This window comes from Klebsiella sp. R390 (assembly GCF_051131745.1).
Taxonomy (GTDB): domain Bacteria; phylum Pseudomonadota; class Gammaproteobacteria; order Enterobacterales; family Enterobacteriaceae; genus Klebsiella.
The window spans coordinates 1,043,834-1,057,645 of sequence record NZ_CP180445.1 but is presented as its reverse complement, the minus strand read 5'-3'; the positions used below and the strand labels follow the sequence as shown (position 1 = coordinate 1,057,645).

The window sequence follows — 13,812 nt, the reverse complement described above, 5'->3', positions numbered from 1 at the left end:
ACGAGACAGTATGACGGCCAATTATGACGGAAAAATGAAGCGGCGTGCCGCGACGCCGCGTTACTGGTTGGGTTTTTGCTGACGATTTTTGCCGTTCATCATGTCACACAGCATGCTAATCAGCATTAAGCGAACCTTGAATGGGGAATGAGTAAACACGCGTAAACACCTCTTAAATTCGTTCATGGGACCTCCTGTAGTTTCGCCCTTCGCTCCTTGAAGGATGCCTGCATTACATACAGATATAGCACAGGCTATATCTTATAGCTATGGCTAAAACGTTAATTTTTTGTGCTACGGGCCCAATCATTTACAATGGGGATCTTTTGAGATGATGCTTGATGCGTCACTGGTATGAGGAAGCACAATGAACCGTCGCGCGGGTAAACCTATAACAAAAAAAGTGACGCAGCTTGTTAATGTCGAAGAACACGTTGAAGGGTTTCGCCAGGTGCGCGAAGCCCACCGTCGGGAGCTGATTGATGACTATGTCGAGCTGATTTCTGACCTGATTCGTGAAGTGGGTGAAGCCCGTCAGGTGGATATGGCCGCCCGTCTGGGGGTATCGCAGCCGACGGTCGCGAAAATGCTCAAACGACTGGCCAGCGTCGGCCTGATCGAACAGATTCCGTGGCGGGGCGTATTCTTAACTCCGGAGGGCGAGAAGCTGGCCCACGAGAGCCGCGAACGTCACCAGATCGTCGAGAATTTCCTGCTGGTGCTCGGCGTCAGTCCGGAGATCGCCCGCCGCGATGCTGAAGGGATGGAGCACCACGTCAGTGAAGAAACCCTGGTGGCATTTCATCAGTTCACCCTGAAACACGGGTCGCAAGGAGAATGAACCTGCCCTTTGTTCAGTCGCTGGCGCGCGACCGCTTTTTACATCTGTTGCTGATCGTTGCCGGCGGCTTAAGCTTTTTTGTGCCCTTTGCGCCGAAAAGCTGGCCCCAGGCCATCGACTGGCACACGATTATCACGCTCAGCGGGCTGATGCTGCTGACCAAAGGGATTGAGCTCAGCGGTTATTTTGATGTGCTGGGCCGCAAAATGGCGCGCCGGTTTGCCACCGAACGGCAGCTGGCGCTGTTTATGGTGCTGGCGGCGGCGTTGCTCTCGACCTTTCTGACCAACGACGTGGCGTTGTTTATCGTCGTACCGTTAACCCTTACTTTGAAGAAGTGGTGCGCGATCCCGGTGAACCGGCTGATTATTTTTGAGGCGCTGGCGGTCAACGCCGGCTCGCTGTTAACGCCGATCGGTAATCCGCAAAATATCTTGTTATGGGGGCGTTCGGGCCTCAGTTTCCTGGGCTTTATCGGGCAGATGCTGCCGCTGGCGACGGCGATGATGTTGACGCTGCTGGCGTTGTGCTGGTGCTGTTTTTCCGCTACCCGACTGCATTTTCAACACTCGGACCGGACGCCGTCGTGGCAGCCAAAGCTGGTATGGGGCTGCCTGGCGTTTTATCTGGTCTTCCTGGCGGCATTAGAAATGAAGCTTGAGCTGTGGGGGCTGGGGCTGATTGTCCTCGGCTTCCTGCTGCTGGCGCGCGCGGTGATTATCCACGTCGACTGGTCGCTGCTGCTGGTCTTTATGGTGATGTTCATCGACGTGCACCTGCTGACTCAGCTTCCCGCTCTGCACCAGGTCCTGAGCGGCGTCGGCCAGCTGTCAGCGGGCGGTCTGTGGCTGACGTCTATCGGACTGTCGCAGTTTATCAGCAACGTACCTTCCACTATTTTGCTGCTCAACTATGTTCCCCCTTCAACGCTGCTGGCCTGGGCGGTTAACGTCGGCGGCTTTGGTCTGCTGCCCGGCTCGCTGGCGAATCTTATTGCGCTACGCATGGCCTCAGACCGGCGGATCTGGTGGCGTTTCCACCTTTATTCTCTGCCGATGCTGCTGTGGGCGGCGCTGGTGGGGTATCTCCTGCTGCACTGCGTCGCCTGATGTTCAGAGAATTGGGCAAGAAACAGACAGAATCACCACATTCGCACTCTCTCACTCTGGCGTATAACTAACACGCTGAGCGTAAACATCCTGATGAGGAGAGTGCAATGCGTTATCAAAAACTGGGAAACACCGGTCTGTTTGTCTCGGAGCTGTGCCTGGGCACCATGACCTTTGGCGGCGAAGGCGGCATGTGGGGCAAAATCGGTCAACTGCGCCAGGCCGAAGCTGAACAGCTGGTGGGCAGCGCGCTGGATGCAGGCATTAACTTTATTGATACGGCAGACGTCTATTCTGAAGGCCGTTCGGAAATGTTAACCGGCCAGGCGCTGAAAAACCTCAAAATCCCCCGCGAGAACGTGGTGGTGGCGACCAAAGTCTTTGGGGAAACCGGCACCGCCGGCGTCAATTCCCGCGGCAGTTCCCGCTATCACATCATGGGCAGCGTCAAAGAGAGCCTGCGGCGGCTACAGCTCGATCACATCGACCTGTATCAACTGCATGGCTTTGATCCCGCGACACCTATCGAAGAGACGCTGTATGCCCTGGATAATCTGGTGCAGCAGGGGCACGTGCGCTATATCGGCGTGTCGAACTGGGCGGCCTGGCAAATCGTTAAAGCGTTGGGGATTTCCGAACGTCTGGGGCTGTCGCGCTTTGCCTCGCTGCAGGCCTACTACACCATTGCCGGGCGCGATCTGGAGCGCGAGATGGTGCCGATGATGCAGAGCGAAGGGCTTGGATTGATGGTCTGGAGCCCGCTGGCAGGTGGGCTGCTAAGCGGCAAATACGATCGCGACGGGCAGGGGGAAGACGGAGGTCGTCGTCAGACCTTTGATTTCCCGCCGGTGGAAAAAGAGCGGGCGTTTGACTGCATCGATGTGATGCGGGAAATCGCCGGGGCCAAAGGGGTGTCGGTGGCCCAGGTAGCCCTTGCCTGGCTGCTGCATCAGCCGGCGGTCAGCAGCGTGATTATCGGCGCCAAACGGCGTGAACAGCTGGCGGATAACCTCGCTGCGGTCGATATTCGTCTGAGTCAGGAAGAGCTGGCGCAGCTTGATGCTGTCAGCGCGCTGCCGCGAGAATATCCGGGCTGGATGCTGGAGCGTCAGGGCGAATATCGTCGCGATCAGCTCGCGCAACAATAAACGACCGTGGTGCCCTCGCCGGGGGCGCAGATTGCACGCCGGATCGGTTTACGCCGATCCGGCGTTTTTTATTTGTGCCGCTCACAAAAAACGATCCTTTATTTGCCAGCCTCAGGGATTTCAGCTATATGACTAGTCATGAAATTTAAATGACTAGTCATATAGGGGCGAGAGATGAACAAAGCACTGCCGGCTGATTTTTTGTGGGGTAACTCGGTCTCCAGCATGCAAACGGAAGGGGCATGGAATGAAGGCGGCAAGGGGATGTCGGTGTACGACATTCGCGAGCCTGCGGAATTCGCCTCTGACTGGAAGGTGGCCACCGACTCCTATCATCGCTACCGGGAAGATTTCGATCTGATGCAGGACCTCGGTATGAACTGCTATCGCTTCCAGATTGCCTGGAGTCGGGTGTGTCCTGAGGGGGACGGTGAGTTTAATGAGGAGGGGATTGCCTTCTACCATCAGTTTATCGACGAGCTGATCGCCCGCGGTATTGAGCCGATGATCTGCCTGTATCACTTCGATATGCCGCTGTCGCTGGCGGAGCGCTATAACGGTTTCGCCGACCGTCGGGTGATGGAGGCGTTCATCCGTTACGGGCAGAAGATGATCGCGTGCTATGGCGATAAGGTGAAGTACTGGCTGACCTTTAACGAGCAGAATCTCTACCATATGCCAGAGGCGTTTCTGATCACCGGCTACCTGCGTGGCGAGAAAACCCTGCGCGAGCTGTACCAGATTCAGCACCATGTGATGATGGCCCACGTGCAGGTGACCGATTATCTGCATCAGGCGAAGCCGCAGTGCCTGATGGGCGGTATGCTGGCGCACGCCCAGGTCTATCCGGCGACTTGTAAACCGCGGGATGTGCTCTGCGCCCAGCAGTTGGATGAGTTCTTCAATCAGAACCTGCTGCGTGCTTTTGCCGGGGAAGGTTACAGCCCGGAAGTGATGCACTTTGTGGCAAAAGAGGGGTTTAGCGACATCTATCGCGAGGACGATCTGGCGCTGATGGCGACGGTGAAAGTCGACTATCTGGCCTTCAGCTACTATGCCAGCCGCACTCTCGACAGCGATCCGCTGCCTGCAGGTACGCCGGTGAATTATTATATGTTGTCCGGCGACAAGCCTAATCCCTGGCTGAAAGCGACGGAATGGAACTGGCAGATCGACCCGCTCGGTTTTCGGATGATCATTACCCGCTATTACAACGACTGGCGGCTGCCGGTGTTTCCGATTGAAAACGGCATCGGCGTGATTGAGTCCTGGGATGGCGAAACGCCGGTGGCTGATGATTACCGCATTGCCTATCACCGCGATCACATTAACGCGATGAAAGAGGCGATGTTTGAAGATGGCGCCGAGGTGATCGGTTATCTGGGATGGGGATTGATTGATATCCTCAGTTCGCAGGGCGATATGCGCAAGCGCTACGGCGTCGTTTACGTGAATCGCGAGAATCATGACCTGAAAGATCTGAAGCGGGTGCCGAAGAAAAGCTATGCCTGGTTAAAACAAGCGATTCGTAGCCAGGGTCTGGAGATGTAGAGGCAGAGCGACGGGCAGGCATTTGGTGTATGCTTAGGCCTGCCTTTGTTCGCATCTGAGAACAGAGAAAGACCAGTAAAAACAATCAATAAAAGGACGGGGAATGACGGCGAAGTATCTTGCGATCGCGCGGGAAATTAAGAAGCGAATTATCAGCCAGCAGTATCCCGCCAGCGCCCCGTTACCCGACCAGTTTGCGCTGGCAGCGGAATTTAACACCAGCAGGATGACCATCCAGCAGGCCATCCGCCAGCTGATCGTCGAAGGGCTTATCTATACCCGCAAGGGGCAGGGGACCTTCGTGCGCAAGAACTTTCTCCAGCTTACGCAGTGGGAACTGCCGGGGAGCGACTATTTTGGCGCCACTAAAACCTGGGAGCATCTGGGCGAGGTGGCCAGCCAGATCATCCGCTTTGAACTGCGCTTTGCGACAGAAAAAGAGCAAAGCTCGCTGCTGATCGATGCCGATGCGCCGGTCTATGATTTTGTCCGCTTGCGGGTGCTGAATGGCGAACCGGTGTCGCTGGATATGACGGTGATGCCGGTGGCATTGGTTCCGGGGCTGAATAAAACCCACCTGGAAAGCTCGGTGTTTCGCTACGTCCAGGAGACGCTGGGGCTGAAGCTGATGGGGTCGCATCGGGTGGTGCGGGCCATGAAGCCAGATGCGCTGGATCAGCAGTATCTCTGTTGTACTGAAAGCGACCCGGTGCTGGGTGTTGAGCAGGTGATCTATCTGGAAGACGGGACGCCGCTTGAGTACGCCCACTGCCATTACCGCTACGATCATGGCGGGATTATTCTGGTCAACAACGGGTAGAAAAGGGCGGGCATCAGGCCTGATGTTGCCGCTGGGCTAAACCGACGCCATTAAAAAAGGGTTCATGATTAACATGAACCCTTTTTCTTTCAGCCAGCGGATGGGCATCAGTTGCCAGACCCGCCTTTTTCAGGCCGCTGCGGCAAGGCTTAGTTCAGACGAATCGGCATACCGGAACGGTTCTGGACCGCCTGCTCAACCACATTTTGATCAACATCAGGCTGACCGGTGACCGCCTGAACTTCTTTGGTCAGCGTAATCGGTACCACTTCGCCGTCCTGGAACTGTGCTTCCGTGGTGGACAGTGGATTATGGACTTCCACATAGCGGCTGCCATCAGGCTCGGTGGTTGCTTTTACCGGCTCATCGATAAATTCAACGCGGGTGTTGACCGGCACGTTTTCAAACAGGAATTTGATGTCTTCGTTACGCAGACGAACGCAGCCGTGGCTCACGCGCAGACCGATACCAAAGTTAGCGTTGGTACCATGGATGGCGTACAGACGACCAATGTACAGTGCGTACAGGCCCATCGGGTTATCCGGACCAGCAGGGACAACGGCTGGCAGCGGGTTACCATCAGCCGCATATTCTGCGTGCATTTTCGCCGTCGGAGTCCAGGTCGGGCCTGCTTTCTTACGTTCTACTTTGGTGACCCATTTGATCGGCGTATCTTTACCCAACTGGCCGATACCGATCGGCAGTACGATCACGGTATTGGTGCCTTTCGGGTAGTAGTAAAGACGCATTTCCGCGCTGTTGATCACGATGCCTTCATGGACGGTGTCCGGCAGAATCAGCTGCTGCGGGATATTCAGAACGGTACCGCCTTTCGGCAGGTAGGTGTCCACGCCCGGGTTCGCTTCCAGCATGTTGGACAGCCCCATCTGATATTTCGCGGCGAAATACTCCAGCGGCTGTTTATTGTCTTCAGGAACCGTAATCACCTGGTTCTGACCAATCAGTCGGCTACCGTCGGTCGGTAGCGGATAAGTCACTGCGGAGGCAGTGTTGCAAAAGCCGACGAGAGCGAAGGCTGCCGCTAAAAGTGTCGATATTTTCATATTCGTTATGTCGTGTGCAGTGTCAAAGCCACACAGGCCTTTGTCAGATTATTCAGCTAATAGATGGGAGCGCATTATATGTGCATTCCCGCCAACAGGGAAATCAGATGTGTACGAAATCACACTTTTTTGCCGGTTGTTTCAAGTCTCGTGCCCAGGTCTTATCAATCCTGAGATAGTGCAGTGTGATAAAACATAGTGACTATCCCTCCAGAAGCCTTGAGCGAAGCGCCTCTCGCGCCTGTGGCGTCAGTTGATACTCTTGCTCCAGCCAGAGATCGATACTGGCATAACGCTCATGAATGGCTGACAGCGCCGCCGCGAGATAGGACTCACGCACCGCGATGATGTCTGCCAGATTCTGCCGTCCACGATCGTTCAGTTCATCGCCGAGCGTGTCGAGCAGATGGGCTTCGACCTGGCTTAACATCCCGTGGGTCAGCAGATACTCCTCCATCACGGTATGGTTATCGCAGCCGAGGGCGAACAGCGTCAGCGCGCAACCGACGCCGGTGCGATCTTTACCCACCGCGCAGTGCTGCAGCAGCGCACCTTCGAACGGTTGCATTAGCCAGCCGGCCAACTCGCGGTAGGCGGCATTGTTGAACGGCAGATGACGATAGAGTTGCAGCATAAACTGTTCGCCGTTGATGGCGTTCAGCGTGGCGGCGTTCAGCTCCGTTACTTTGGCATCAACATAGGAGATCCGCGGGTTAGCAGGGGCGTTGAGGTAGGTGGCCCGGCCATTCAGCTTATCGGGGCTGCGCTGTGCTTCATGCGGATCGCGGTAATCAATGACCTGAGTCAGCGGAAGGGTGTCCAGATGGTCAAGGTCTTCGGTGGTCAGCATATGCAACGAGCCGGAGCGCAGTAATTTTCCCTGGCGCAGACGGCGACCGTCGACGGTGGACAGACCGCCGAGATCGCGAAAATTGATCCCGCCCTGGAGCGATAAGAATGCCGGATGGCGCGAGTGTGTCGTCATAGGTTCCTTCCAGATTGAGGGAAAAATCAGGTTTCAGGCACAAAAATTGGGCAATATTACGCAGACCGTACCACAGACTGTGCCTATGATTTTATGGCAAACCGTGAAAAGTGATGGTTTTGCTGGCATAATGTCCGATGTATCACACTTCTCATTCTCTTTTTCAGGATAACCCCGTGCTAGTATCCAGCAACGTCACCATGCAGTTTGGCAGTAAGCCGCTGTTCGAAAACATCTCCGTCAAATTTGGCGGCGGCAACCGTTACGGCCTGATTGGCGCTAACGGTAGCGGTAAATCCACCTTTATGAAGATCCTCGGTGGCGACCTTGAGTCGACGCTGGGCAACGTTTCCCTCGATCCGAATGAACGTATCGGTAAGCTGCGTCAGGACCAATTCGCCTTTGAAGAATTCACCGTGCTGGATACGGTCATCATGGGCCACGGCGAGCTGTGGGAAGTGAAGCAGGAACGCGACCGTATCTATTCTCTGGCTGAAATGACCGAAGAGGACGGCTACAAAGTGGCCGATCTGGAAGTCACCTACGGCGAAATGGACGGCTATTCTGCTGAAGCCCGTGCCGGTGAACTGCTGTTGGGTGTCGGGATCCCGGTCGAACAACATTACGGCCCAATGAGCGAAGTGGCTCCAGGCTGGAAGCTGCGTGTGCTGCTGGCACAGGCGCTGTTTTCTAACCCGGATATTCTGCTGCTCGATGAACCGACGAACAACCTCGACATCGACACTATCCGCTGGCTGGAGCAGGTGCTGAACGAGCGTGACAGCACCATGATTATCATCTCGCACGACCGTCACTTCCTGAACATGGTCTGCACCCATATGGCGGATCTCGACTACGGTGAACTGCGCGTCTATCCGGGCAACTACGACGAGTACATGACCGCCGCGACCCAGGCACGTGAGCGTCTGCTGGCCGATAACGCCAAGAAAAAAGCGCAAATCGCTGACCTGCAATCCTTCGTCAGCCGCTTTAGCGCCAACGCCTCTAAATCTCGCCAGGCGACTTCACGTGCCCGTCAGATTGACAAAATTAAGCTGGATGAAGTGAAAGCCTCCAGCCGTCAAAACCCGTTCATTCGCTTTGAGCAGGATAAGAAGCTGTTCCGTAATGCGCTGGAAGTGGAAGCGCTGTCGAAAGGCTTTGAAAACGGTCCGCTGTTCAAAGGGGTTAATCTGCTGCTTGAAGTCGGTGAGAAACTGGCGGTCCTCGGGACCAACGGCGTGGGTAAATCTACCCTGCTGAAAACCCTGGTGGGCGAGCTGGAAGCCACCAGCGGTAGCGTCAAATGGTCTGAAAATGCGCACATTGGCTACTACGCGCAGGATCACGAGTACGAATTCGACAACGACATGACGGTCTTTGACTGGATGAGCCAGTGGAAGCAGGAAGGCGATGACGAGCAGGCGGTGCGTAGCATCCTCGGTCGTTTGCTGTTCAGCCAGGACGATATCAAAAAGCCGGCAAAAGTGCTGTCCGGTGGTGAGAAAGGTCGCATGCTGTTCGGTAAGCTGATGATGCAAAAACCGAACATTCTGGTGATGGATGAACCAACCAACCACCTGGATATGGAATCAATCGAATCGCTGAACATGGCGCTGGAGATGTATCAGGGCACCCTGATCTTCGTCTCTCATGACCGTGAGTTCGTCAGCTCGCTCGCCACCCGCGTGATTGAGATTACGCCGGAACGCGTGATCGACTTCACCGGTAACTACGAAGATTATCTGCGTAGCAAAGGCATCGACAACTAATGTCAGCCTCCCCGGCGCGCCTGCGTGCCGGGGTTATTTTTCCCGCCTTTTGTTCAACCTTCCCGCAACCAGCCCGCACTGCCATCATTTTTCCATCTTTACTGCACAATGCTGTGAATTAATAGCAATCTGATGTGGCATCACGGCACAACCGTATCCCCGGCGCTGTGAAGCTGAACAGAGAGGCGTGCAATGATTATTATTTTGACCGTGCTGATTCTGGTGCTGTGCTGTGTGGTAATTGGTTTTCTGATTGCCGCGGTTTGAGGTGACGGGCAGCCGGGTCGGTACGCTAAAACGTCCCGCCCGGAAAACAGGCCCTATCTTAGCGATGGTGTACGGTTACGGCGGGAGCGAAGAAGCCACCGCTGGTTGTGGCGCTGCTGGTAAACGTTCCGGGTCCATAAGCCTGAGTAATCGCCGTATCGTTCTCATCGGCTGCAAAACGGCTGAGGGCCGTAGTTTTGGCCGATGTCGATGATGGTAAGGGCATTTCGGGTGAGGGCTTTTCCTGAAATGCCAGCGCACTGGCGGAACACAACGACAGAGAAACAAGCAGAGCAGTCAGTACTTTCATCGTCAGAAGTCCGAATAAGGGAAGGGGCATTCTTACGGTATAGCCGACGCATAAAAAACGCCACGCGGGTTTACCATTGTGGCGTAGTTAGTTACAGGTGGACATCAATTCGTGGTGCCCCTCCCGAACGGGAAGGGCGCGGGGGGTTATGACGGACGCCACTCGCTGGCAGCTTCACCGTTGATGAGCAACTGGCGCTTTTCACCTGCTGGCAGAGTGACGTTCAATACTTGCCACGCCGGGCGATAATGGCCGCGCGGGGTCACCTTCAGGTTAATCGTCTGGCCGTCGCAGACCATTTCCCAGGTCAGCCATAGCGCATTTCCCTCTTGATAACCCCAGCTTTCACCGTCGTCTTCAAACAGCAGTCCGCTGGTGGTTCCGACGCCTTTGAGCGGGAACAGCTTCAGCTCGCGGCTGTCGTCCTCTGCCGCAGCCACATGTGTGATACGCTCGCTGAGCGGCAGACCTGCGCCGGCGCGTACCAACAGCGGCAGTTTTTCCAGCGGCGCGTCCAGGGTGATCCACTGGCCGCCGGCAAACCACTCGCCACGATAAAAATCGTACCAGCCGGAGGCATTATCCGGCAGCCATACCCGGCGTTGACGCAGGCCAGGCTCCACCACGCTGGCGACCAGAATGTCGCGGCCCAGCAGGAAATCATCGCACTCTTCAAAGGTTTGCGGGTCGTGCTCGTGGTCGAGGAAGGTCGGACGCAGCATCGGTTCATCGTCGGCATGGGCCTGCCACAACAGAGTGTACAGATAGGGCAGCAGGCGATAGCGCAGTTCAATCGCGCTGCGAATCGCCGGCGTGACTGCCGGATACATCCACGCTTCATTGACCGTCCGATCGTCGTTCCACGAGTGGATCGTAAAGCGCGGGTGCATCACCCCGTTCTGGACCCAGCGCACGAACAGCTCGGCATCCGGTTTATCGCCGGAGAACCCTCCGACGTCATGGCCCACGTTATACAGGCCAGAGAGGCTCATCCCCAGCCCCATGCGGGTGTTATAGCGCAGGGTATCCCAGTTGGTCCGGTTGTCGCCGCTCCATGTCTGTACGTAGCGCTGCATCCCGGCGCAGCCGGAGCGGGAGATCAGGTACGGCCGCTTTTCCGGGGCGAAACGCTGCTGGGCTTCCATCGAGGCGCGCATCATCAACAGCGGCATCACCGGGCGAATATGTTTGATGGCGATAGTTTGACCAAAGCCGTGACAGCGCGCTTCGCCGTCCCAGACCTCAAATTCGTTGTTATCGTTCCAGGTGGAGTCGATACCCATCTCCAGCAGCTGGCGGGTCACGCCCTCCTGCCACCAGGCGACGGCCTGCGGGTTGGTGAAATCGAGATGCGAGCCTTCGTCATCCCAGAAGCTGGAGCGTTCCGGCGCATCAATTTCGGAATCGCGGATAAATAATCCTTTTTCCGCCACTTCGCCATAGCGCGGGTGGTCCTGGAGCAGGCAGGGCTTAATGTTGGCGGCGAGCTTTATCCCGGCGTCATGGAAGCGCTGGCTCATCACCGTGGGCTGCGGCACCTTGTCATAGTTCCAGTTAAAGACGTAGCGCTTGCCGTTGATCGAGGTGTAGCCGGAAGAGAGCTGGAACGAGTCGCAGGGAATCGCGTGCTCCTCACACAGGCGGATAAAGTTCATCAGCTGGTTTTGCGCATCTGGCGCATCGGTGTAATGCATGGTGGAACCGCTGTAGCCAAGGCTCCATTTCGGCCCAAACAGCGTTTTACCGGTCAGGCGGACAAACGCCTTGGTGACGTCGAGGGCGCGGCGGCCGGTGAACATGTAGTAATCGATGTCGCCGGCTTCCGCCTGCCAGCGGCGATAGGCGGTGTGATAGTTATCAATTTCATTGCCCAGGTCCAGCCAGCAGCTGCTCAGGTTGTCGTAGAACAGGCCATAGCTGATGTCGCTGCGCTGGGTGAGGGTAAAAGGAACGTGCTTATACAGCGGGTCGGTGCTGACCGCGTTATAGCCCATCGCATCGAGGTTACGCATCTCGTAGCGTTTACCGTTGCGCTGCAGATCGCCGGCTTTTTCGCCCAGCCCGTAAAAGCGTTCGTCTTTGCGGCGGCTCAGGTAGTGCGCCACGCCGTCGCCGTGGGTATTGAGTAAATAGGCGCTGGTTGGACGGTCGCTCACCAGCGGCTGCCACTCGCCGTCGTCGTGGCGATAGCTCCACTCCAGCCACAGCGGCTGGTGGACGGTGACGCGCAGTTGTTCGGTGGCGATCGTCAGGCTGTCGCCCTGCTGTTCAAGGGTCCAGGCGGGGAGGCTAAAGCCGCTCAGGTCATCGCGTTGGCGCCCCTCCCACGGAACATCCTGCTGCGGTGCAATGCTCCAGGTGCGGTCCAGCGCCAGCCCGCCTTTGCGCTTCAGCTGCACGCGGAACAGGCTCTCTTCCAGCACATACAGGCACAGCGTGTGCTGCCCGTCGATAGTCAGCTCAACATGATGGGCAAGCTGTTGATGTAAGGTCCAATGTTTAAGCGTTTTCATCTTTATATCCACTCTCAGGCGCGTTTGGCGCGACGTTCAGCAATAAATGTCACCAGGAAGATGGCGCCAATCAGGTCAAAGAAGCCCATGGCGATAAACAGCGGGTTGAAGCCAATTTTGTCGGCGGTCACCCCGATTAATAGCGAGAACAGGAAGCTGGCAATCCAGGCGGCGGAACCGCGCATGCCGTTGACGGTGGCCATCTGGCCTTTATCGAATGACTCCACCACCAGCGCGCTGAGCATGCAGGAGATAATCTGGTGGCCGAAGCCGCCGATGGAGATCAGCACGATAGTGATATACGGGTCGCGGGTAATGGCGACGAGGGCCAGCGAAATCATCAGGAAGGCGCCGGTAACCGAGCTGGCGACCACCGAGTTCACTCGGGTACAGCCGAACCAGCGGGTATACAGTTTTGTCAGATAGCCGCTGGCGACGCTGCCGAGGTCGGCGGCGAGGAACGGCAGCCAGGCGAACATGGCGATCTGTTTCAGATCCATTCCGTGCTCTTTTGCCAGGTAGAGCGGCACCCAGAAGCTCAATACGGCCCAGGCCGGTTCCGCCATAAAGGCCGGGATCGCAATCCCATAGAAGCGCTTATTTTTCGAGACGGTTTTCAGCGCGGTGAAAAAGGGCAGCTTCACCGCCGGTGGTTCATTATCCTGACGAATAAACTCGAGTTCACTTTTGCTGAGATTAGGGTGCTTATCAGGGTTGTTGTAAAACACCCACCACAGCACCACCCACAGCAGGGCCAGCACCCCGGTGAACATAAACGCCCCTTGCCAGCCGAAGGAGGCGTGGGCGAAATAGATAATCGGCGGAGCCAGCATGGCGCCGATGGAGAACCCAACGCCAGCCCAGCCGGCAGCAATCGGGCGTTCAGATTTCGGGAACCATTCGCCGATGGTTTTGGCGTTGGCCGGCGTGGCCGCGGCTTCCGCGCCCCCCATAAAGAAGCGCAAAATCGCCAGGTGCAGCCAGTTGCCTGCCCCGGCGTGGGCGATACAGGCAATGGCCCACAGGGTGGCACAGATCATAAAGCCGAGCTTCAGGCCGATCACGTCGATCAACCAACCGCACAGCGGCTGGAACAGGGTATAGGCCAGCTGAAACGCGCCGACGATCCAGGAGTACTGTTCGGTGGTAATGCCCAGAGTATCTTTCAGTTCCGGGGCAATGATCCCCAGCGAGTTGCGGGTGATGTAGTTGACGGTGACGCCGAGTAAAAACAGGACCAGCATCCACCAGCGTAGATTTTTGACCACCCGGCGAGATTTGCTGGCGGCCATATCGTTGTTGAGGCCTTGGCTCATAGAACTCTCCACAAGATTTTTATGTAGGGGGACATGACCAGCTCATTCCCTGAGTTGTCACACCAATTCTTGTAATGTATTGAATAATATTGTTTTATTTATATCGCTGTCCGCGT

General features: G+C 56.3%; 12 protein-coding genes. 6 read left to right on the top strand and 6 right to left on the bottom strand.

The window, feature by feature from the left end; genetic code table 11:
* Window positions 1-60: 60 nt before the first annotated feature.
* On the bottom strand, window positions 61-186 hold the full coding sequence (gene mntS / locus ACMYSP_RS04910) for a manganase accumulation protein MntS (protein WP_434585813.1): 126 nt from the start codon (window positions 184-186) through the stop codon (window positions 61-63).
* Between the two features lie 181 nt (window positions 187-367).
* Between mntS and mntR the strand changes: the two genes are divergently transcribed.
* The 5 genes from mntR to ACMYSP_RS04885 all read left to right on the top strand — a co-directional run bounded on the left by mntR (window position 368) and on the right by ACMYSP_RS04885 (window position 5,469).
* Entirely contained in the window at window positions 368-841 is a 474-nt protein-coding gene (gene mntR, locus ACMYSP_RS04905; RefSeq protein ID WP_434585812.1) for a manganese-binding transcriptional regulator MntR, read from the top strand.
* Complete coding sequence (locus ACMYSP_RS04900; RefSeq protein WP_434585811.1) at window positions 838-1,950, top strand: anion transporter; 1,113 nt, start codon at window positions 838-840, stop codon at window positions 1,948-1,950. The genes mntR and ACMYSP_RS04900 overlap by 4 nt, the downstream gene beginning before the upstream one ends.
* 107 nt (window positions 1,951-2,057) lie before the next feature.
* The gene (locus ACMYSP_RS04895) at window positions 2,058-3,098 is read left to right on the top strand and encodes an aldo/keto reductase (protein ID WP_434585810.1); all 1,041 of its coding nucleotides are present in this window, start codon (window positions 2,058-2,060) and stop codon (window positions 3,096-3,098) included.
* A gap of 174 nt (window positions 3,099-3,272) precedes the next feature.
* Window positions 3,273-4,649 (top strand): glycoside hydrolase family 1 protein, encoded by a 1,377-nt coding sequence (locus ACMYSP_RS04890; protein ID WP_434585809.1) that lies wholly within the window; start codon window positions 3,273-3,275, stop codon window positions 4,647-4,649.
* A 103-nt stretch (window positions 4,650-4,752) separates the two neighbouring features.
* Window positions 4,753-5,469, top strand: a complete 717-nt coding sequence (locus tag ACMYSP_RS04885) for a GntR family transcriptional regulator (protein WP_434585808.1) — start codon at window positions 4,753-4,755, stop codon at window positions 5,467-5,469.
* A gap of 149 nt (window positions 5,470-5,618) precedes the next feature.
* On the opposite strand, the gene ldtB is transcribed toward ACMYSP_RS04885, so the two are convergent.
* Complete coding sequence (ldtB, locus tag ACMYSP_RS04880; protein WP_434585807.1) at window positions 5,619-6,533, bottom strand: L,D-transpeptidase; 915 nt, start codon at window positions 6,531-6,533, stop codon at window positions 5,619-5,621.
* 202 nt (window positions 6,534-6,735) lie between these two features.
* Window positions 6,736-7,518, bottom strand: coding sequence for a tyrosine-protein phosphatase (locus tag ACMYSP_RS04875; protein WP_434585806.1), 783 nt, complete (start codon window positions 7,516-7,518; stop codon window positions 6,736-6,738).
* Between the two features lie 176 nt (window positions 7,519-7,694).
* On the opposite strand from ACMYSP_RS04875, the gene ACMYSP_RS04870 reads away from it, so the two are divergent.
* Window positions 7,695-9,290: an ABC-F family ATPase gene (locus ACMYSP_RS04870; RefSeq protein WP_123756085.1), complete on the top strand. Its 1,596-nt coding sequence runs from the start codon at window positions 7,695-7,697 to the stop codon at window positions 9,288-9,290.
* 325 nt (window positions 9,291-9,615) lie between these two features.
* Here the strand turns inward: ACMYSP_RS04870 and ACMYSP_RS04865 are convergent, their stop codons facing one another.
* From ACMYSP_RS04865 to ACMYSP_RS04855, 3 genes are all read right to left on the bottom strand, one after another.
* A complete protein-coding gene (locus ACMYSP_RS04865; RefSeq protein ID WP_434585805.1) occupies window positions 9,616-9,867 on the bottom strand; it encodes a hypothetical protein in 252 nt (83 codons plus the stop codon).
* Between the two features lie 146 nt (window positions 9,868-10,013).
* Window positions 10,014-12,380, bottom strand: a complete 2,367-nt coding sequence (locus ACMYSP_RS04860) for a TIM-barrel domain-containing protein (RefSeq protein ID WP_434585804.1) — start codon at window positions 12,378-12,380, stop codon at window positions 10,014-10,016.
* Window positions 12,381-12,394: 14 nt separating this feature from the next.
* The gene (locus tag ACMYSP_RS04855) at window positions 12,395-13,696 is read right to left on the bottom strand and encodes an MFS transporter (protein ID WP_123756087.1); all 1,302 of its coding nucleotides are present in this window, start codon (window positions 13,694-13,696) and stop codon (window positions 12,395-12,397) included.
* Between the last annotated feature and the right edge of the window lie 116 nt (window positions 13,697-13,812).